The sequence below is a fragment of the Aeromonas sp. sif2433 genome, assembly GCF_019218705.1.
Lineage (GTDB): Bacteria > Pseudomonadota > Gammaproteobacteria > Enterobacterales > Aeromonadaceae > Aeromonas > Aeromonas encheleia.
In genome coordinates this window covers 83,154-103,193 of record NZ_JAHUXD010000001.1, presented here as the reverse complement: position 1 = coordinate 103,193, position 20,040 = coordinate 83,154, and the positions used below count along the sequence as shown (strand labels likewise).

Sequence of the window (20,040 nt, the reverse complement as noted above, 5' to 3'; positions counted from 1 at the left end):
CCAATGCCCATCACAGGAGTACAATCATGAGTATTTTTTCCCGCCTGGCCGACATCATCAACTCCAACCTGACGGCCCTGCTCGATAAGGCAGAAGATCCCCAGAAGATGGTGCGCCTGATCATCCAGGAGATGGAAGATGAGCTGGTGAAGGAGCGCTCCAACCTGGCCCGCTTCCTCGCCAACCAGAAAGAGATTGGCCGTCAGGTCCACCGTCACCAGGAGCGGGTGAATGAGTGGCAGGGCAAGGCCGAACTGGCGCTGGCCAAGGGTCGCGACGATCTGGCCCGAGCCGCCCTCATCGAGAAGAAGAAGCAGACCGAGCTGGCCGAGACGCTCTATCGTGAGCAGCAGGCGGTGGACAGCGGCATCGACAAGCTGGGTGACGAGATCCGCCAGCTGGAAGCCAAGCTGGAAGACGCCCGCGCCCGCCAGAAGGCGATGGCCATTCGCAGCGAGGCCGCCAGCAGCCGTTTGAACGTGCAGAGCCAGGTGGCCCGTGGCGACAGCCAGGCCGTGGTCAGCAAGTTCGAGCGCATGGAGCGCCGCATCGACGAGATGGAGGCCCGCGCCGATCTCGGCCAGTCCGACAAGGCGCTGGCCCAGCAGTTTGCCGAGCTGGAAGTGGACGATCAGATCAGCCGCGAGCTCGAGGCCATGCGCCAGAAGCTGGGCCAGGGTGACACCGCCTCGAAACAGGGAGAGTGATGAATGGAAGACATTCTTGGGATATTGGCGACGCCACTCATCGTCTTCATGGTCATAGTGGCCCCCATCTGGCTGGTGCTGCACTATCGCGCCAAGGGCCGGATCGGTGCGGGTCTCGCCGACAATGAGCGGGAGGAGTTGCAGGGCCTGCTGGTTCGCGCCGAGAAGATGCAGGAGCGGGTCGGTGCACTGGAATCCATTCTGGATGCCGAGGTCCCCGGTTGGAGGAACAAGGTATGAATGCCATCTATGGCTGCCATGGCGTGACGTCTGCGTCGGTCGGTACACAGGGTTTCATGGCGGATGCGGAAGTCTCCGGTTGGAGGAACAGGGTATGAGCGCCTCGAACAACTCACGCAATCTCTACCGGGATCCCCAGAAGGGCAAGATAGCCGGCGTCTGCGCCGGCCTTGCCGACTACTTCGGGGTGGAGACCTGGATAGTGCGGCTGCTGGCCATCACCGGCCTCATCTTCGCCGGTTTCATCACCTTCACCGCCTACATCGCGGCCTGGTTTCTGCTCGACAAGAAGCCGGTCACCCTCTACGGGGAGCAGGAGGCGGATTTTGCCGAGGTGCGCATGAAGGCGCGCAGCTGGCAGGCGGGGGTCACCCCCCATCAGGCGCTCGGCCGCATCGCCCAGGAGCTCGACACGCTCGAGCCCAGACTGCAGCGCATCGAGAAGCTGGTGACCTCCAAGGAGTTCACCCTGCAGCGCGAGTTCAGCAAGCTGTAATGCACCATAAATGACGCCTCGCCGGCCAGACGGGCCGGCGATCTTTAGCGGGAGGATCGAACGAGCCTTGATACGCAACAAACTAGAGCAGAAGTGGTCTGTGCTGCAGCACAAGGCCTTCGAGGCGGTGAACCGGGTACGGGATCGCCACATCCGGCTGGCGGTCACCGGCCTGTCACGCAGCGGCAAGACCGCCTTCATCACCGCGCTGGTCAACCAGCTGGAGCACGCGGCCATCGACGGCCGTCTGCCCCTGTGGGATGCCCAGCGCCAGGGGCGGATCCTGGGTGCGCGCCGCGTCCCCCAGCTGAATGCCCACATTCCCACCTTCGCCTATGAACGGGGTCTCGACTCCCTGTTTGGCGAGCCGCCCGCCTGGCCTGAGCCCACCCGCGGCGTGGCCGAGGTGCGGCTCGAGATCCGCTACCGTACCCGCCATCCGCTGCGCAAGCACCTGGGGGAGATCTCCACCCTCTATGTGGATCTGGTGGACTACCCGGGGGAGTGGTTGCTGGACCTGCCGCTGCTGGAGCTGAGCTACGAGCAGTGGAGCGAGCAGGTGGCAAACCAGCTGCGGCGCCCCGAGCTGCAAGCACTCGCCAGCAGCTGGCTTGAACCGCGCTGGCAGGCCGAGCAGGCCTTCGAGGAGCGGCCGGCCTGCGAGCTGGCGGCGCGTTACACCGCTTATTTGCATGCCTGCAAGCGCGAGCTGGGGCTGCACCTCATCCAGCCGGGCCGCTTCGTGCTGCCGGGGGAGTATGCCGGGGCTCCGCTGTTGCAATTCGTGCCCTGGGTGTGGGACAAACCCGCCTCCGAGCCCGCCGATGGCAGCCTCTACGCCACCTTCAAGCAGCGCTTCGAGCAGTACAAGCAGCACCTGGTGCAGGGCTTCTACGAGCAGCACTTCGCCGGCTTCGATCGCCAGATAGTGCTGGTGGACTGCCTGCAACCTCTCAACGCCGGCGCCGCCAGCTTTGGCGACATGCAGCAGGCCATCGCCCGCATCATGGAGAGCTTCGCCTACGGCAAGAGCAACTGGTGGCGCCGGCTGTTCGCCCCGCGCATCGACAAGCTGCTGTTCGTGGCGAGCAAGGCGGATCACGTGACCCCTGAGCAGCACGCCCCGCTGGTGTCTCTGTTGCAGCATCTGGTGAGCAGTGGCCGTGGCCAGGCTCGCTTCGAGGGGATCGAGACCGAGTGCCTGGCACTCGCCGCCATCAAGGCCACCGAGGTGGGCAAGGGGCTGGCCAATGGCCGCGAGTTCCCGGCCATCCGTGGCACCAGTCTGGCCGGCGAGCCGCTGCTGCTGTTTCCCGGCGAGGTGCCGTCCCACATTCCCCCGGCGCAGTGGTGGCACAACCAGGGCTTCGATTTTCAGGCGTTTCGCCCCCTGCCCATGAGCCCCCATCAGGCGTTGCCCCATATCCGGCTCGACGCCGCGCTGGAGTTTCTGCTGGGGGATCACCTGGAATGAGCGCCACCCCTGCGCGGGTGCAGCGCCCTGACCGAGCGCTACAGAGGAACCTATTGCGATGAACGATCAGACCAAAGTACGGACGCCAGACGAGGGTGTTCCGTTGCAAGGCAAGGTGCTGCTGGAGCCTGCGTTTTCGGCGGCGCCAACCGAGCAGGCACCCGCCCCGGCCCAGCGGCTGGAGGAGGAGAGCTTCGAGCGGCTCGACGAGCTCAATGACTTCGTGGAGCCGGCCCTGACCCTGCGGCCAAGGCGCCGGCACCGGTTGCTGGGCTGGGGGCTGGGGGCGGTCGGTGTGCTCTCCCTCGGCCAGTTTGGCGGCTTCCTCTACGACCAGTTCGTCGCGTCCCCGCTCTGGGGCGGCGCCTGGTTGCTGGCCTCCGGGCTGGTGGTGGTGGGCACGGCCGGGGTCGCGGGGCGGGAGTGGTTGCGACTGCGCACCCTCAAGCGGCGCCAGGATGTGCGCTCCCGCGCCGAAGACATGCTGGCTCACCAGGGGGTGGGGCAGGGGCAGGCGTTCTGCGAGGCCCTGGCCGAGAAGAGTGGTGACAAGGGGCGGGAGGGCTATCAGAACTGGCTCGGCCAGCTCGACGAGAGCCACAGCGATCGGGAGGTGCTGACCCTCTACAGCCAGCTGGTGCTGACCGAGCGGGATAAACTCGCCCAGGCCAGGGTCGCCAAATGGTCGGGGGAAGCCGCGGTGCTGGTGGCCCTGAGCCCGCTCGCCACCGTCGACATGATGCTGATGCTGTGGCGCAACCTGCGGATGATCGAGGACATCGCCGATGTCTACGCCATCGAGCTCGGCTACTGGAGCCGCATCAGCCTCATCCGCCAGGTGTTTCGCAACATGCTCTATGCCGGCGCCACCGAGCTGGTGACCGAGGTGGGCATGGACTTGCTGGGGGCCGAGCTCACCGCCAAGCTCTCCGCCCGCGCAGCGCAGGGGGTGGGCGCCGGCCTGCTCACTGCCAGGCTGGGGCTGCGCACCATAGAGGCCTGCCGCCCGCTGCCCTGGTGCGGCGACGAGAAGCCGAAACTGGGTGAGTTGCGCAAGCGGCTTATCGGCCAGCTGGCGGGCTATCTCAACAAGTTCTGAGCCCGGATATATGAATAGAGAATGTCACAAGTTGTTTACATTTGTGGCCGGCAGCCGACCTCGGGGTCGGCTGCTTTTTTAGGGGCTAAACCGTTACAGTGATCCTGACAACCAACGCAAAGGCGCCGCTCTCTGGCGCGGGATGGAACGGGATCATGGCAAGCCTCTACACAGCACATCAACCGGACGAGCAGGGCCTCATTCATTACACGGATGAGGAGCACGGCACCTGGCAGATCCTGATCGACCGCCAGCTCGCGGCGCTCAAGGGCAAGGCCTGTGACGAATACCTGGCGGGGCTGGCCCGACTCGACTTGCCTCGTGATCGCATCCCGCAGCTGATGGAGATCAACGCCGTGCTGACCCCTGGCACCGGCTGGTCCGTGGTAGCCGTGCCCGCCCTCATCTCCTTCGATCGCTTCTTCTCGCTGCTGGCCCAGCGCCAGTTCCCGGTGGCCACCTTCATCCGCCGCCGGGATGAGCTCGATTACCTGCAAGAGCCGGACATCTTCCACGAGCTGTTCGGCCACTGCGCCATGCTGACCAACCCGGCCTTCGCCCATTTCACCCATGTCTATGGTCAGCTCGGCCTCAAGGCCAGCAAGGAGGACAGGGTCTATCTGGCCCGGCTCTACTGGTTCACGGTGGAGTTCGGTCTGGTGCAGAGCCCCGCCTCCCTGCGTATCTACGGCGGCGGCATTCTCTCCTCCATCGGCGAGACCGCCTATGCCCTCTCTGGTCAACCCAGCCTGCAGCCGTTCGATGCGGTGGAGGTGCTGCGCACCCCCTATCGCATCGACATCATGCAGCCGACCTATTTCGTGCTGCCCAGCCTGGATGCCCTCTATCAGCTGGCGGAGCAGGACATCATGGCCTGCGTGGCTCAGGCGCGTCGCCTCGGCCTGCGAGCGCCGCGTTTTGCGCCGGCGCCCGGCAAACAGGCGAGCTGACGACGGCGCGCAATCCATTCCAACCCATTGTTAATGAAAGGAGTCCCTAATGTCCGAACTGGCAAGCCAACGGTGCGAAGCGTGCCGCGCCGATGCCCCCAAGGTCAGCGAGCAGGAGCTGAGCGAGCTGATGCACGCCATACCCGACTGGCAGCCCATGGTGGTGAAGGGAGAGCTGCAACTGCGCAGGGAGTTTGGCTTTCGCAACTTCAAGGAGGCGCTGGCCTTCACCAACCGTCTCGGCGAGCTGGCGGAGGCCGAGTTCCATCACCCGGCGATCCTGACCGAATGGGGCAAGGTGACCGTCAGCTGGTGGACCCACAAGATAGGCGGCCTGCATCGCAACGACTTCATCATGGCGGCGCGCACCGACCAGCTGCTGAAATAAGCGGCTGGATCAGCGCTATAGACGAGGTGGTCTGCATAGCAAGGTGTTCATCATGGTGGCACGCACTGGCCAGTTGCTGAAATAAGCGCCTGGATCAGCGCTTTAGACGAGGTGGTCTGCATGGCAAGGTGTTCATCATGGTGGCGTGCACCGATCGGCTGCTGAAATAAGCGCCAGCCATTGACTCGGGCCTGTCCGGCGAAAGCGGGGCGGGCCCGCATTTTTATGGGCGAGCGCTCGCACTGGCGGGATCGAGTCTGTATCATCCCGTTATTCAGAGTGTTAGCTAGGAAGTGTGTCCCGAATGCGTCTTGAAGTCAGCTGTGAAGACCGCCTGGGCCTGACCCGGGAACTGCTCGACCGTCTGGTGGAGCACAACATCGATCTGCGCGGCATCGAAATCGATACCACAGGCATCATCTATCTCAACTTCCCCGAGCTGGAGTTTCGAGATTTCCAGCATCTGATGCCGGAGATCCGCCGCATTCCCGGTGTCTATGACGTCAAGACCATCCCCTACATGCCCTCCGAGCGGGAACATCACGAGATAGAGGCGCTGCTCAAGGCGCTGCCGGACCTGGTCTTCTCCCTCGACAGCAAGGGGCGGATAACCCAGGCCAACCAGTCGGCCCTCACCACCCTTGCCTTGCCCCAGGAGGAGGTGCGCGGTCTGGCCCTCGGCTCCCTGGTCAAGGGCTTCTCCTTTGCCCGCTGGCTGGAGGCGAGCGAGATCAAGCCGCAGACCTGCAAGCTCAGCCTCGGCGGTGAGGAGTACCTCGGCGACCTGATGCCGCTGTTCGTGGCCGAAGAGAAGGGCCGCCAAGCCCTGGCCGGCGCCGTGGTGGTGCTCAAGTCCGCGCGCCGGGTCGGCATGCACTTCAGCGCGCTGCACGCGGTGGAGGTGGGGGGCTTCGAGCACCTGCAGGCCGAGAGCCAGAAGATGAAAGAGGTGCTGGCCCAGGCCGCCAAGCTGGCGATGCAGGACGCGCCGCTGCTCATCCTGGGTGAGACCGGTACCGGCAAGGAGCTGCTGGCCCGCGCCTGCCACGGCGCCAGCCTGCGCTCCAGCCATCCCTTCATGGCTCTCAACTGTGCCGCCATGCCGGACAACGTGGCCGAGAGCGAGCTGTTTGGCTACGCCCCCGGCGCCTTTGGCAACAACACCGAGGGCAAGCGCGGCGTGCTGGAGCTGGCCAGCGGCGGCACCCTGATGCTGGACGAGATCGGCGACATGTCCCCCCATCTGCAGACCAAGTTCCTGCGGGTGTTGCAGGACGGCGTCTTCCGCCGGGTCGGTGACGAGCAGGAGGTGAGGGTCAACGTGCGCTTCATCTGCACCACCCAGAAGCAGTTGCTGGATCTGGTGCACGAGGGCAAGTTTCGCGAGGATCTCTACTACCGCCTCAACGTGCTGAGCTTAGGCCTGCCGCCCCTGCGCGAGCGCAAGGCGGACATCATGGCGCTGGCCCAGCAGTTCGTCTCCCGCTTCGCCAGCGAGTTGCAGCGGCCCCGCCCGCGCTTCACCCGCAACATGGCCGAATACCTGACCGCCTATCGTTGGCCCGGCAACGTGCGCCAGCTGCGCAACTGCCTCTACCGCGCCATGACCCTGCTGGAAGGGGACGAGATAGGCCCCGAGCACGTAGATCTGCCGGTGGCGGCCGATGCCATGCCGCTCATCGACGAGTGGTTCGAGGGCGGGCTGGATGAGGCGGTGAAGCGTTTCGAGAGCCGGCTGCTGGAGCGGCTCTATCCAGCCTTTCCCTCCACCCGCCAGCTGGCCAAGCGGCTCGGGGTCTCCCACACCGCCATCGCCAACAAGCTGCGCGAATACGGGATCGGCAAGAAGTAAGCCCATGCCTGCCGTTGGTCCGTGGGGCTCACATCCGGGTGGGCCCTTGTCATTAGTACGACACAAGGTGACACAGCCTGCGCGCAGAGCCATGGGTGGCTGGCGCGCGACTGATAAGCTTGATGCCACTCCTCTTTGGCATAGCCCTCTGGCCTCTTGGGCAGACGTGAACAGGCAGGCATCATGCAGTCACATTCTCTGATCCGGGCCATGGCGTGGCTGGCGCTGCTGTTCTGCTCGCTGGCGCTGGCCAGCGTCAGCGAGACCTCGGCCGAGGTGCGCGCCGAGCTGGTGCGCCAGACGGTGCTCGACATCCTCAGTTATACCCGCTGGCCCACCGAGCCTGCCGAGTTGCGCCTGTGCATCGCGGCGCCGACGGAGTATGCCGGGGCTCTGCCCTCCATCAAGCAGCAGGCCAACGGCCGCCCGGTCGATGTGCACCGTTACGATCTGGATGACGAGGCCTTGAGCCAGCGCTGTGACGTGCTCTATCTGGGGGTGATGACGAGCGAGCAACGGGTGGCGCTGTTCCAGCGCCTGCGTGGGCACGCCATCCTCAGCATCGGTGAACAGAGCCACGAGTGCATCGCCGATGCGGTGTTCTGCCTGCAGGTCAGCCAGGAGCGGGTGCGCTTCAAGGTCAATCTGGATGCGCTCGCCCGCAGCGGCGTGCGGGTACACCCGGCCGTGCTCAAGCTGGCCAGGGCGGACGAGGACGCACGATGAAGAATCAGATCCCTTCCGAGCAGCGGATCACGTTGCGACAGAGCCTGGGCCGCACCCACATGATGACCTCCCTCACCGCGGTCTGCATGGCCGGCCTGTTCCTGACCATCACCGCCCTGCTGGCGCTGCGCCTCTACGCCGATCACAACCTCGAGCTGGTGGCACGCGCCATCAGCTACACCACTGAGGCGGCGGTGGTGTTCCACGACGAGGAGGCGGCGAAAGAGACCCTGCAGGCCATCGCCTCCCACGAGGATGTGGCCAGCGCCCGCATCCAGCTGGCCGATGGTCAGGTGCTGGCGAGCTGGACCCGGGCCATCACCACCCCCTGGTCCAGCCTGGAGCAACAGCTGGCCCACCTGATCCTGCCGGGGCCGGTGGAGCTGCCGGTGCTGCGGGAGGGCAAGGAGATAGCGCGGATCCACCTGGTCGGCCACGGCCAATACCTGCTGCGCTTCCTGTTGCAGACCCTGATGGCGACCCTGCTCTGCCTGCTGCTCAGCATACTGGGGGCGCTCTATGTGGCGCGCCGCATGCAGTACTCCATCACAGATCCCCTCAAGGCGCTGGCGCAGGTAGCCCACAGCGTCCGCCGCCAGCGCGCCCTCAAGCAGCGCGTCCCGGCGGCCGACATCGCCGAGTTGCATGAGCTCGGGGAAGATTTCAACTCCCTGCTCGATGAGCTGGAGGCCTGGCAACTCCATCAGAAACGGGAGAATGCCAGCCTGCTGCACCAGGCGACCCACGATCCCCTGACGGGTCTCCCCAATCGCGCGCTGTTCGAAGCCCGGCTGGATCAATCCATCACGACCGGTCGCGCCCAGCATGAGCGGTTCGCCCTGCTGTACCTCGATTGCGACCGCTTCAAGCAGATCAATGACAGCCTGGGCCATGCCGCCGGTGACGAGGTGCTGGTGACGCTGGCCAGGCGGATACAGCATCAGCTGCGACCCATGGATCTGGTGTGCCGGCTGGGGGGGGACGAGTTTGCGGTCCTGCTGGCGCCGCTGCAGCATGAGCGCGAGGTGCGCGACGTGATGATCCGGATCCAGCAGGCGATGATAGTGCCCGTGGTATTGGGGGATGGCCGCCATCTGGTGGCCAAGGTCAGCGTCGGCTATGCCATGTTCCCCGAGCAGGGGCTGACCGCCGATGAGCTGCTGCAGCACGCGGACAGTGCCATGTATCAAGCCAAACGACAACGCAGGGAGGAGGTCACCGACCACAAGCTGAGTATTTGATGTTTTTGCAGGCAAAAATAACAAAAGGACTATAACAATGAAAATTTCCAACCTGATGAAGGTGGGTCTGTTCGGGCTCTTGTTGAGTGTGTTGGCGGCTTGCCAGAGTGCGCCTCAGGGTCTCACGGCGGAGCAGGTGACCGTGCTCAAGGAGCAGGGCTTCCACCTCACCGATGAGGGCTGGACGCTGGACATCTCCAACAAGGTGCTGTTTGCCAACAATGTGGGCGCACTCAACCCCAATACCCGCCAGGTGGTGGAGAAGCTGGGCAAGGCCCTGCTGGACGTGGGCCTGAACCGGGTCAGGGTCGACGGTCATACCGACTCCAACGGCGAGGCGGCCTACAATGAGCAGCTCTCCCGCAAGCGGGCCCAGTCCGTGGCCGACGTGCTGGCGTCGGTGGGGATGCCGGCGGCCAACCTGGACATTCGTGGTCGCGGCGAGCAGGCGCCAGTCGCCGACAACGGCACCGCCGCCGGACGGGCGGAGAATCGCCGGGTGGCCATCATCATCGGCAACGGCTGATCCCACCCCAGTCGCAGTGCATTCGCCGCCTCCGTCCGTTGCTCGAGGCTGGCAGCAAGGCTCCCCGCTAGCCTGAATGCGTGTGTGTCCGCTCTCCTGTCGATGACCCCGATGCCGACAGGGGAGTGGTTCTCCGCCAGTACACTCCCTCCTGAACCAACCTTCGCTCAACAAACCCCCTGGCTGACGCCAGCCCGAGGGATAAATGGCGGCCCAGTGCCACAGACTTGATCTGGCACAAGCTCACCATTGAGTGATATTCGTTATCATTTTCATTATTTCCAAATGGTAACCTCCAGTGACGACAGCACAGCTCACCCCGACCATGACCGGACTCTCGACTCCTGATCCCCTCAAGTTTGCCTTCACCGCCAAGACCTCGGCCCACGCAAGCCGGGGCGGCATTAGCCCCTTGTCGCTGGATGACGCCGCCTGGCAAGGCTGGTGGCAACAGCCGAGCCAGGCGCAGGAGCGGGCGCTCTACATCCACATTCCGTTCTGTCGCAAGCGCTGCAGCTTCTGCAACTTCTTCGAGAATGGCGCCAATCCGGCGCGCATGAGCCGCTACATGGCGGCCCTGTGTGACAGCCTGCAGCGGGCCGCCGAGTCCCCCCTCGGTCAGAGTCAGCCCTTCTCGGCCGTCTACGTGGGGGGCGGCACCCCGACCGACATGGCGGCGGTGGATCTGGGGCGACTGGCCAGGGCCATTCGCGCCTTCCCCCTGACCCCGGATGCGGAGCTGACCCTGGAGGGGCGGCTCAACGGCTTCGATGACGAGAAGTGGCAGACCGCGCTGGCGGGGGGCTTCAATCGCTTCTCGTTTGGCGTGCAGAGCTTCGACACAGAGGTGCGCCAGCAGGCGGCCCGCTTCGATGACAGGGAGACCCTGCTCGATCGGCTGGCCGAGCTGACCCGGGATGATGCCGCCGTCATAGTGGCGGATCTCATCTTCGGCCTGCCGGGGCAGGATGACGCCGTCTGGCACCAGGACATAGCGGACGTGATGGCGAGCGGGGTGCACGGGGTGGATCTCTATCAGCTCATCGCCATGGCGGGCACCAATCTGGAGCGGGCGCAGGAGAGGGGCAGGCTCGACTGGTCGGCCGACGGCCAGCAGCGGGCCGGCATGTATGCCTATGGCGCCCAGACCCTGGAGCGGGGGGGCTGGCAGCGGCTCTCCAGCAGCCACTGGCGGCGGGGGGAGCGCGAGCAGAGCCGTTACAACCAGATGGCCAAGCGCGGCGCCGAGATCCTCCCCTTCGGCGCCGGCGCCGGGGGCAATGTGCAGGGTCATGGCCTGATGTATGGCCGGGATCTAGGGGCCTGGCACGAGGCGCTGGCGAGCGGCGTGCGGGCCCCCGGCATGGTGATGGGGCGCAATCCCAACGCGCACATCGACGGCCTGCTACGCGGCGCCCTCGATACCGGCTGGCTCGCCCTGGCGCGCTTGCCTGCCCCCTTGCGAGAACAGCTGATGCCGCTGTTTCAGGCATGGCAACGGCACGGGCTGGCGGCGCTGACGGAGGATCGGCTGGAGCTGACCCTGGCGGGGCGTTTCTGGAACGTCAATCTGCAGGCCGGGCTGTTCGAGTTCCTGCAGCTCAACCCGCTGGATGGCGGGGCAGCGAGCGGCGCTCATCCGGCAGAGGCGGTGCGGCACGCGCTGGTGTAATTGGCTGGGATCAAGACGAGGAGGGGACGAAAAGGGGGCCGGTTGAAGGCCCCCTTGTTTATCTATGGGTTGTGTACCTCTTCGACCCGCACCCGCAGATACCCCTCTGCGAGGGTGGTCACCAGCGACTGCCCGGCGCTCACCTGGGCGGCGCGGCTGATCACCTCACCACTCTGTGTGCGGGTGATGGAGTAGCCACGCCCCAGGGTGGCGAGCGGGCTCACCCCGTCGAGGCGGGCGCTCAGCATGGCGAGGCGATGGTCGGCGAGACTCTGGCGTTTGTTCATCAGGGCGAAGAGACGCTCCTCGGCCAGCTGGTGACGGCGCTTCCCGGCGGCCAGCAGCTTTTCCGGGCTCCTGGCCTGCAGCCGCAGCTCCAGGTTGGCGAGGCGCCGCTCCCCCTGATGCAGGCGCTGGTTGAGCAGTTGCTGCAAACGGCCGGAGAGTTCGTCCAGCCGCTGGGACTGCTGCTCCAGCCGCCGCTTCGGATCCTGATGGTCGAGCCGTTTTTGCAGCAGCGCGAAGCCGTGGCGGGCGGCGGTCTGGTGGCGGCTGATGGCTTGGGTCAGCCGCTGCCCCAGGTGGGTGAGGCGCTGGGCGCGGGCGCCCTGATCCGGCGCCACCAGCTCGGCGGCGGCGGAGGGGGTGGGGGCGCGCAAGTCGGCGGCGAAGTCGCTGATGGTGACGTCCACCTCGTGGCCCACCGCGCTGATGACGGGGATGGCGGAGCCTGCGATGGCCCGGGCCACCGCCTCCTCGTTGAAGCACCAGAGATCTTCCAGTGATCCGCCGCCGCGACCGACGATCAGCACATCCACCTCGGCGCGGCGGTTGGCCAGATGGATCGCCGCCACTATCTGACCGATGGCGGCGCTGCCCTGCACCTGGGTCGGATAGATGAAGACCGGCAGATCCGGGGCGCGGCGCTCAAGCACCGTCAGCATGTCGTGCAGGGCGGCGCCGGTGGCGGAGGTGACCAACCCCACGGCGCGGGGCTCGCGCGGCAGCGGTCGCTTGCGGCCCTCGTCAAACAGCCCCTCGGCGCCAAGGCGGCGCTTGAGCTCCTCGAAGCGCAGGGCCAGCATGCCATCGCCGGCGGGCTGCATCGACTCGATGATCAGCTGATAGTCGCCGCGCGGCTCGTAGAGGGAGACCCGCGCCTGTACCAGCACCTGCATGCCATCCTGCGGGCGGAACGGCACCCGGCGGTTGTTGCCCTTGAACATGGCGCAGCGCACCTGGGCCGAGATGTCTTTCAAGGAGAAATACCAGTGGCCCGAGCTTGGCATCGCCAGGTTGGAGAGCTCCCCCGTCAGCCACACCAGCCCCAGATCCTGCTCCAGGATCATGCGCACGGCGCTGTTGAGGCGGGTGACGGTAAAGATCTGTTGCTGCTTCTGCTGGCGGTCGTCGAGGTGGTTCAAGGCAGATCCTGCTGGTGCGCCCCTCTCCTTGGCAAGGCCGAGGGGGATGAAAAAAGGAGAAAGCGAATGGGGCCATCTTACCCCAGTTTGGACGCTGAGCCGAGCCTGTCGCTCGGCCCCGCCATGACTAGCGTTCGACTTCCGGGTTCACCCTGGGCTGGCTCCTGGCCGGGCTGACCACCAGCCAGACCGAGAGGCAGACGATGACGCCGCCGATGATGAAGCCCTCGGTGAGGGTCTCGCCGAGCACCAGATAGCCCCAGAAGATGCCGAACGGCGGGATGAGGAAGGTCACCGTCAGGGAGCGCAGCGGCCCGATGTCGGCGATCAGCCTGAAATAGAGCAGGTAGGCGAGGGCGGTACAGACGAAGCCGACGGCCAGGATGCTGGCCCACACCTCGGGGATGGCCCAGTTGACGGCGGGCCCCGCCGTCATGGTGTAGCCGAAGAAGGGCAGCAGAAACACGCAGGCACCCAGCTGGCTGCCGAAGGCCACCAGCTTGGCATCGAGCCCGCCCTGCTCGGTGATCCAGCGGCGGGTCAGGAAGCCGGCGCAGCCGTAACAGGCGGTGGCAAACAGGCAGGCCAGCACGCCGATGATCACGTTGCCGCTCAGGTGTACCTCGCCGGTGGTGGTGATGAGGGCGATGCCGACGAGCCCCAGCATCACACCGAACCACTTGCGCGGGCTCAGCTTCTCGTCAAAGAACGAGAAGCCGATCATGGCCCCCATCAGCGGGGTGGTCGCGTTCAGGATGGCCGAGTAGCCGGCCGGCAACCAGAGCGCGGCGATGGCGTACATCAGAAAGGGCACACCTGAGTTGATGATGCCGAGCAGCATGGCGGATCTTAGCTTGCCCTTGAACCTCATGGGGGTGCGCAGCAGCAGGAGCATGACGGCGAGCCCGATGAGGGCGAAAAAGACCCGCAGGAAGGTGGTATTGACCGAGCCAAATGCCGGCGCGGCGATGCGCATGAACAGGAAGCTGGCGCCCCAGATAGCCGCCAGTGCCAGCAGCCTCACATAATCCGATGTTCTCATCTTCTCTCCTTGAAATCATGGGGCTCACGCCAGCGCTCTGACATGCAGATCCCGCATCATGCAGGGATGCCCCGCGTCTGACAACCGGGTGATAGGGAGGCAAACAGACAAGGCACCACCTGGGTGATGCCTTGTTGCCAGCATCGCTTCGATTCGCACTGACCTGGGACGATCACTCGGCCTCGGGTTGGCTGACAAAGGCGATCTTGTGCAGGCCATGCTGGGAGGCCAGGGCCATTACTCTGGCAATGGTGCCGTATTCGACACTCTTGTCGATGCGCAGCTGGATCTCGGGGAGCTCCTGCGCCTTCTGGTCGACCGCGCTCATCTGGGCGATCAGGGCCGCCTCGTCGACCGGCTTGTCATTCCAGTACATCTTGCCGGCCCCGTCGATGGAGAGGCTGATGTCGTCCTGTTTCGGCTGATTGGCCTGGCTGCTGGCCTCGGGCAAGTCGAGCTTGACCGCGTTGGTCAGCAGGGGGGCCGTGATCATGAAGACGATCAGCAGCACCAGCATGACATCGATCATCGGGATCATGTTGATCTCGGAGAGGGGTTGATCGTCCGAGTCACTGGATAATTTACCAAATGCCATTATCCGCGCCCCTTCCTGGCTTCCCGCTCGGCGAGCTGGGTGACCTTGGGCGAGGCCTGCTCGAACCCGGTCACCAGCAAGGCGAAGAGGTCATAGGCAAACTCGTCGAGAGCCGCCAGCTTGAGGCGATTGCGGCGCACGAAGAAGTTGTAGATGAGCACCGCCGGCAGGGCGACGGCGAGGCCAAAGCCGGTCATGATCAGCGCCTCTCCGACCGGACCCGCCACCTTGTCCAGGCTGCTCTGGCCGGCGCTGCCGATGGCAAGCAGGGCATGATAGATGCCCCACACGGTGCCAAACAGCCCGATGAAGGGGGCCGCAGAGCCCACGGAGGCGAGCAAGGTCAGGCCCTGCTCGAGGCGGATCCGCTCCAGGGTGATGGCCTGGCGCAGGGCGCGCAGCAAGAAGTCGTCGGGGGATCCCAACTTGAGGGAGACGGCCCGTTCCTGCGCCCTGTCAAGCTGGGCCACGGCCGCGAGGGCGGCACGCGTCACCCGCCCATAGCCTTCCTGAGGCGGCGTCTGGGCGAGCTGGCGCTCCATCTCCTGCACGCTGGCGTGTTGCCAGAACTGGCTCACGAACCGGGCATTGAGGCGCTGCTCGCGATAGCCGAGCCAGAGTTTGAGCAGGGCGTAGTAACAGGTAGCAAGCGACATCAGCACCAGCAAGATCAATGGGGTAAGGCCCACTCCCGTGTTCTGGCTGAGCAGATGAGCGATGCCCATCCCGTTCGTTTCGATTTCCGGATTCATGGTTATGTCCCTAACTTGAAGATGATGGTGACCCCGGTCCAGGCCGCGACGGCGGCGTTATTCTGCCTGGCCGGGATGAAGCGCCAGCGGCTGACCGTCTTGCGGGCAATCATGTCCAGGCGCCGGTAACCGCTGCTGTTTTCGACCTCGACCGACTCGGCCGTGCCCTCCTTGCTGACGCGAACCTTCAACACCACACGCCCTTCCTCCCCTCGTCTGCGTGACTCATGAGGATAGGGGGGCTCAGGGTTGTTCAATCTGGCATCGCGGGCAATGGGGGCGCTGCTGCCCCCGCCGGTCCCAGTCTGGTTCGTCTTGGCAGGCGCACTATTGCTGCTGCCGCTCTGGTGATTGGCCGTGGTCAGCGGCGCGGCGGGCGCCGTTACCGGCTGGGCCTTGGCGACGGGCTTGACCAGGGGGGCAGGCTTGGGCGGTGCCTTGGGCACAGGCTTGGGAGCGACTTTCTTGACGACCGGCTTGACCGGCTTGTGCTGAACCGGCGCAGGCTGTTTGACTACCTTCGGCTGTGCCGGGGTGGGCGCTGGCGCCGCCGGTTTGCCCGGCGCGTCATCCTTGTTCGACTCCCCGGCCCAGCGGGCAGACAGGGTGAGGGGCTCGGGTGGCTGGATGGGGGCGGGGTGGCTCCCCTGCATCAGCCACAGGATGGCGAGGTGCAGGAGCGCGGCGATGGCCAGGCAGGCAAGTTGGACAGGGCCAAATGCCATCTTGTCGCGGCCGATGGCCGGTCTCATTGCACAGGCGCTCATCGACCTGCTTCCTTCCTGATCGTCATGTTCGTACTCAAATGTCTATGAAATAGGCGCCAAAGCCGGCCTTTGGCGCCCAGCATGCGCCACTTCAGGGCCTGCAAACAAGAAACATTATCAATCGCGTTTTAATCACCGGAGCCTGGATCGCGAGGGGGAAGAGTGGGCGTCGAGAGCCCTGGAAAGAGGGCGAGGCGGGAGCAGAAATGAAAGCGCTATCAATCACATCTAGCCAATCCTGAGGTCGATTGTGGTCACATTTTGCACTCGTCTGCCATGAATAGGCCCAGATGCGCCCTAGACTGACCGAGCTCATCTGAAGACAGGCGGTAGCGGATGGGGGACATGCCGGGACGCATGCCCGGCCTCACACACAAAAGAATAAAGGACTATCAATGGCTAGATGGATAATGGCTGCCGGATTGTTGGGGACACTCATTGCATCGCCCGGCGTAACGGCGGCTGAGTGGTTCTTCCGCGGCACCGCCAATGGATGGGCGGCGACTCCCATGGTCTCGACCGACGGCGTCAATTACAACACCTGTCAATTTTTCCAGAGCGGGGATGCCAGCGGCGGCCCGCGCTTCAAGATCGACAGATACGGCAACTGGCAGCAGAGTTACCCGGCGGCCGATTATGCGGTCAGTGCCAACACCCACTACCGGATCAACATCAACGCCGGCAACCAGGCGATCACCGCCACGGCGGTCGACAGCTGCACCTCGTCCGGCTTCGCCAAGACATGGCCGCAACTGCAGGTGCGTGGCACCTTCAACGGCTGGGGCTCTGTGCCCATGCAGCTGGTGGCCGATCACCTGTGGCAGGCCGAGGCCTATCTGGATGGCAAGAGCAACCAGCGCCTCAAGTTCGATCAGGCGGGGGACTGGGTGACCAGCTTCGGCGACAGCAACGCCGATGGGGGGCTCGAGCCTGGCGGCGGCGACATCTTCTGGAGCGGGACCGGCACTGTCCGCTTCCAGGTCAATGATCAGACGCAAGCCTACAGCATCACGCCCCTGGGGGATGATAACCAGCCGCCGCTGGCGGTCATCAGCCCGGGCGGCACGGTCCGAGTCGCACTGGGGGCGGCGCTGACCCTGAGCGGCAGCGACTCCACCGATCCCGATGGCCAGGTCACCGGCTACCTCTGGAGCAACGGCGAGAGCACGGAGAGCATAGTCGTCAACACCAGCCAGGCGGGCACCTTCACCTATGGCCTGACGGTCACCGACGATCAGGGGGCCAAGGCCGGCAGCAGCGTCAGCGTGGTGGTCGGGGAGGCCGTCGCCGGTGACAAGTGGTACTTCCGCGGCACCCCCAACAACTGGGGCCTCACGGCGATGACCAGCCTGGATGGGGTGAATTTCTGCACCGAGCAGGCCTTTGGCAGCAGCGATCCCCGCTTCAAGATCGATCACAAGGGGGACTGGACCGAGGCCTACCCGGCCCAGGACTACAAGGTGGCGGCCAACACCGGCTATCGCATCTGCTTCGATGCCCAGCGCAAGGTGCTGGATGTGGCACCGCTGGCCGGGGTCGATACTCAGGCGCCGACGGTCAGCGCGACCCCGCCCGCCGGCAGCTATGCCCAGGCGCAGTCAGTCAGCCTGACGGTGAGCGACGATCAGGACGGCGCCCCGAGGCTCTACTTCACCCTGGATGGCAGCACGCCCACCACGAGCTCCACGCGTTACGCCGGGCAGTCGTTCGACGCCAGCGACAAGGGCAGTGGGGTCGATCTGGTGATCAATACCCTGGGCATAGATGCCAGCGGCAATCAGCAGACTCAGAGCTTCAGTTACCATATCGGCGAGCAGGGGGTGGCCAGCGGCGATTTCCGTGGCGAGAGCATCTACTTCCTGCTGACCGCCCGCTTCTATGATGGCGATGCGGGCAACAACTACTACAACCGGGATCGCTACAAGGCCGGGGATCCCCACTGGCGCGGCGACTTCAAGGGGCTCATCGATAAGCTCGACTACATCAAGGATCTCGGCTTCACCGCCATCTGGGTGACGCCGCCGGTGGAGAACCGCTCCGGCCTCGACTACCACGGCTATCATGCCTACGACTTCTACCGGGTCGATCCCCGGCTGGAGTCGCCGGGCGCCGGCTACCGGGAGTTTATCCAGGCGGCCCACGGCAAGGGGCTCAAGGTGATTCAGGACGTGGTCATCAACCACTCCAGCCAGTACGGCCTGCGCGGCAAGGTGTGGATCGATCGCCTGCCGGTCAAATACTACGTGCCGACGGGCTCAAGCCAGGGGCTGATCAACAACGGTCCCTACCAGGGCAACCTGGGGGATTACGCCACCCTCAACCGCTGTGACGATGACAACCCGGCGGCGCCCGACTGGTACAAGGCCCGCTGTCAGTCCGATCCGGCAGGCCTGGTGCCGCTGGTCGATCCCAAGACCGGCAGCAGCGTGCCAAGCGCTGGTTATAACCCGAACCGCTTCTTCGGCATCGATGCCCAGGGGCTGGATCCGAGCTGGTATCACCAGGACGGTTTCATGTCCGGCGGCGACTGGGAAAGCCCGCTCGCCCTGCAGCGCAAGCACATGGCGGGGGACTGCATCGATCTGGCGACCGGCAACGCCAACGTCAAGGCGTATCTCAACGGCGCCATCCACCAGTACCTCGACATGGGGGTCGACGCCATCCGCATCGATACCCTCAAGCACATAGAGCGCGACGAGCTGCTCGGCTATGTCCATGACTGGCAGGCCCACAAACCGGGGCTGTTCGTGTTCGGCGAGAACCTGGTGAAGGGCACGGGCTGGGGCTCCGAGCTGGCCAACGACAACGCCTCTGCGGTGATCCGCCCCTGGTGGTATACCCGCACCACGGCCAACCCGGCCAATCCCCGCGCCGGCGGCGACTCCGGGCTGTCGGTGCTCGACTTCTCCCTGTTCTCGACCTTCCGTGACAACGTCACCAAGGGCAGCTTCGGCGGGGTGGGCGGCATCTTCGGCATGGATTGGGTCTATGGGGATGCCACCAAGCTCATCACCTTCTTCCAGAACCATGACGTGGGGCCGGACAACGACTTCAAGTACCGCTATGGCGGGGAAGAGGGCAATGCGGCCATGACCTACAACCTGCTGTGGACGGCGCGGGGCATCCCGACCCTCTACTACGGGGAGGAGGTGATGTTCCAGGCCGGCAAGCCGCAGGACATCGATGGTGCCACCATGACGGTGGATCAGACCGGCCGCGCCTACTACGGCGAGGTGCTGGACAACCCCGCGACCCCATCACACCCGCTCTACCAGCACATCAAACGCCTGAACCAGATCCGCAAGGCGGTACCGGCCCTGCAGAAGGCGCCCATGAGCCAGGTCAACGAGTGGGGGAGCGGCATCAGCTTCGTGCGCGATCTCGGCGCCGAGGGCAGCTATGCGGCGGTCGGCCTGGCCGCGAACTCGGCCCAGCAGATCACCATCAGCGGCGTCAAGAACGGCAGCTACACAGAGGCGGTCACCGGCAGCACGTTAACGGTCGGCAATGGCACGCTCTCGTTCCAGGTACCGGCCTATTCCGCCCGTGTCTGGGTGCTCAACGGCCCCGGCAAGATAGGGGTCGACGGCAAATATCTGAAGTGATGCACAGCCCGTCAAAAAGTCGGCCCGCGGGCCGACTTTTTTGTCTCCGTTCACCCCTGGTGGGAGGGGGAAGCCAACCTCTCATTGCACCTTAATGGCGCGCCTGCACTTTTATGGTGCGTCTGTGGTGCATCATGCCATGCCGATGGTTACCCCATTTGCTCAAGACGGCGCCTCCTTCAGGGGGGCTCCGGGATCACCTCGCCCAGTCTCAGGCCTGATGGGGCAAGCCTTTCCGGCCTATCGACCCCAGCGGTGAGGAGGAAAATGCAGACTCCCGGCGTGGGCATCTCTTCTGGCATCGCAGTTATGCTGCCCCGCCGGATCCTCAGGTTTTTTAGTTGGTCGTATCATCTGGTTTAAATGTTAAATTTGGCGTTTAAATTCAAATAAACAATAGTATGCGGATTCTTGTTCCGACTGGCGTCGTTCTTGCTGCACATGTCGTGGGCGCGTTCTATGGAAAGGACGCCTCCTCGTACGC

Annotated in this window: 18 protein-coding genes; 13 read left to right on the top strand and 5 right to left on the bottom strand. The window is 64.8% G+C overall.

All coding sequences use genetic code 11. The features are described 5' to 3' along the window. Positions 1–26: 26 nt before the first annotated feature. The 12 genes from pspA (at position 27) to hutW (ending at position 11,371) form a co-directional block, all read left to right on the top strand. Positions 27–707 (top strand): phage shock protein PspA, encoded by a 681-nt coding sequence (gene pspA / locus KW825_RS00450; protein WP_042653637.1) that lies wholly within the window; start codon positions 27–29, stop codon positions 705–707. A 3-nt stretch (positions 708–710) separates the two neighbouring features. After that, on the top strand, positions 711–947 hold the full coding sequence (pspB, locus tag KW825_RS00445) for an envelope stress response membrane protein PspB (protein ID WP_042653638.1): 237 nt from the start codon (positions 711–713) through the stop codon (positions 945–947). A 94-nt stretch (positions 948–1,041) separates the two neighbouring features. Further along, positions 1,042–1,443 (top strand): envelope stress response membrane protein PspC, encoded by a 402-nt coding sequence (gene pspC / locus KW825_RS00440; RefSeq protein WP_106886959.1) that lies wholly within the window; start codon positions 1,042–1,044, stop codon positions 1,441–1,443. Positions 1,444–1,510: 67 nt separating this feature from the next. Then, complete coding sequence (locus KW825_RS00435) at positions 1,511–2,917, top strand: YcjX family protein (RefSeq protein ID WP_218327866.1); 1,407 nt, start codon at positions 1,511–1,513, stop codon at positions 2,915–2,917. Between the two features lie 58 nt (positions 2,918–2,975). After that, complete coding sequence (locus tag KW825_RS00430; protein ID WP_218327865.1) at positions 2,976–4,016, top strand: YcjF family protein; 1,041 nt, start codon at positions 2,976–2,978, stop codon at positions 4,014–4,016. A 155-nt stretch (positions 4,017–4,171) separates the two neighbouring features. Further along, the gene (phhA, locus tag KW825_RS00425; protein WP_218327864.1) at positions 4,172–4,966 is read left to right on the top strand and encodes a phenylalanine 4-monooxygenase; all 795 of its coding nucleotides are present in this window, start codon (positions 4,172–4,174) and stop codon (positions 4,964–4,966) included. Positions 4,967–5,015: 49 nt separating this feature from the next. Next, entirely contained in the window at positions 5,016–5,354 is a 339-nt protein-coding gene (locus tag KW825_RS00420; protein WP_218292253.1) for a 4a-hydroxytetrahydrobiopterin dehydratase, read from the top strand. Positions 5,355–5,658: 304 nt separating this feature from the next. Beyond that, on the top strand, positions 5,659–7,206 hold the full coding sequence (gene tyrR / locus KW825_RS00415; protein ID WP_042653644.1) for a transcriptional regulator TyrR: 1,548 nt from the start codon (positions 5,659–5,661) through the stop codon (positions 7,204–7,206). A gap of 183 nt (positions 7,207–7,389) precedes the next feature. Then, on the top strand, positions 7,390–7,932 hold the full coding sequence (locus KW825_RS00410; RefSeq protein WP_218327863.1) for a YfiR family protein: 543 nt from the start codon (positions 7,390–7,392) through the stop codon (positions 7,930–7,932). Continuing rightward, positions 7,929–9,173, top strand: a complete 1,245-nt coding sequence (locus tag KW825_RS00405) for a diguanylate cyclase domain-containing protein (RefSeq protein ID WP_218327862.1) — start codon at positions 7,929–7,931, stop codon at positions 9,171–9,173. The genes KW825_RS00410 and KW825_RS00405 overlap by 4 nt, the downstream gene beginning before the upstream one ends. Before the next feature lie 37 nt (positions 9,174–9,210). Continuing rightward, on the top strand, positions 9,211–9,699 hold the full coding sequence (locus tag KW825_RS00400) for an OmpA family protein (RefSeq protein ID WP_218292255.1): 489 nt from the start codon (positions 9,211–9,213) through the stop codon (positions 9,697–9,699). Between the two features lie 325 nt (positions 9,700–10,024). Continuing rightward, positions 10,025–11,371, top strand: coding sequence for a heme anaerobic degradation radical SAM methyltransferase ChuW/HutW (gene hutW, locus KW825_RS00395; RefSeq protein WP_218328150.1), 1,347 nt, complete (start codon positions 10,025–10,027; stop codon positions 11,369–11,371). 62 nt (positions 11,372–11,433) lie between these two features. Here hutW and xseA read toward each other — a convergent pair whose 3' ends face one another. The 5 genes from xseA to KW825_RS00370 all read right to left on the bottom strand — a co-directional run bounded on the left by xseA (position 11,434) and on the right by KW825_RS00370 (position 15,951). Beyond that, on the bottom strand, positions 11,434–12,795 hold the full coding sequence (gene xseA / locus KW825_RS00390; RefSeq protein ID WP_218327861.1) for an exodeoxyribonuclease VII large subunit: 1,362 nt from the start codon (positions 12,793–12,795) through the stop codon (positions 11,434–11,436). Positions 12,796–12,922: 127 nt separating this feature from the next. Continuing rightward, positions 12,923–13,837 (bottom strand): DMT family transporter, encoded by a 915-nt coding sequence (locus KW825_RS00385; RefSeq protein WP_218327859.1) that lies wholly within the window; start codon positions 13,835–13,837, stop codon positions 12,923–12,925. Positions 13,838–14,009: 172 nt separating this feature from the next. After that, complete coding sequence (locus KW825_RS00380; RefSeq protein ID WP_042653650.1) at positions 14,010–14,432, bottom strand: biopolymer transporter ExbD; 423 nt, start codon at positions 14,430–14,432, stop codon at positions 14,010–14,012. Further along, positions 14,432–15,184 (bottom strand): MotA/TolQ/ExbB proton channel family protein, encoded by a 753-nt coding sequence (locus tag KW825_RS00375; RefSeq protein WP_218327857.1) that lies wholly within the window; start codon positions 15,182–15,184, stop codon positions 14,432–14,434. Before KW825_RS00375 ends, KW825_RS00380 begins: the two co-directional genes overlap by 1 nt. A 2-nt stretch (positions 15,185–15,186) precedes the next feature. Further along, a complete protein-coding gene (locus KW825_RS00370; RefSeq protein WP_218327849.1) occupies positions 15,187–15,951 on the bottom strand; it encodes an energy transducer TonB in 765 nt (254 codons plus the stop codon). Positions 15,952–16,346: 395 nt separating this feature from the next. Here KW825_RS00370 and KW825_RS00365 point away from each other — a divergent pair, with 395 nt between their 5' ends. Continuing rightward, entirely contained in the window at positions 16,347–19,556 is a 3,210-nt protein-coding gene (locus KW825_RS00365; protein ID WP_256353704.1) for an alpha-amylase family glycosyl hydrolase, read from the top strand. Positions 19,557–20,040 lie beyond the last annotated feature (484 nt).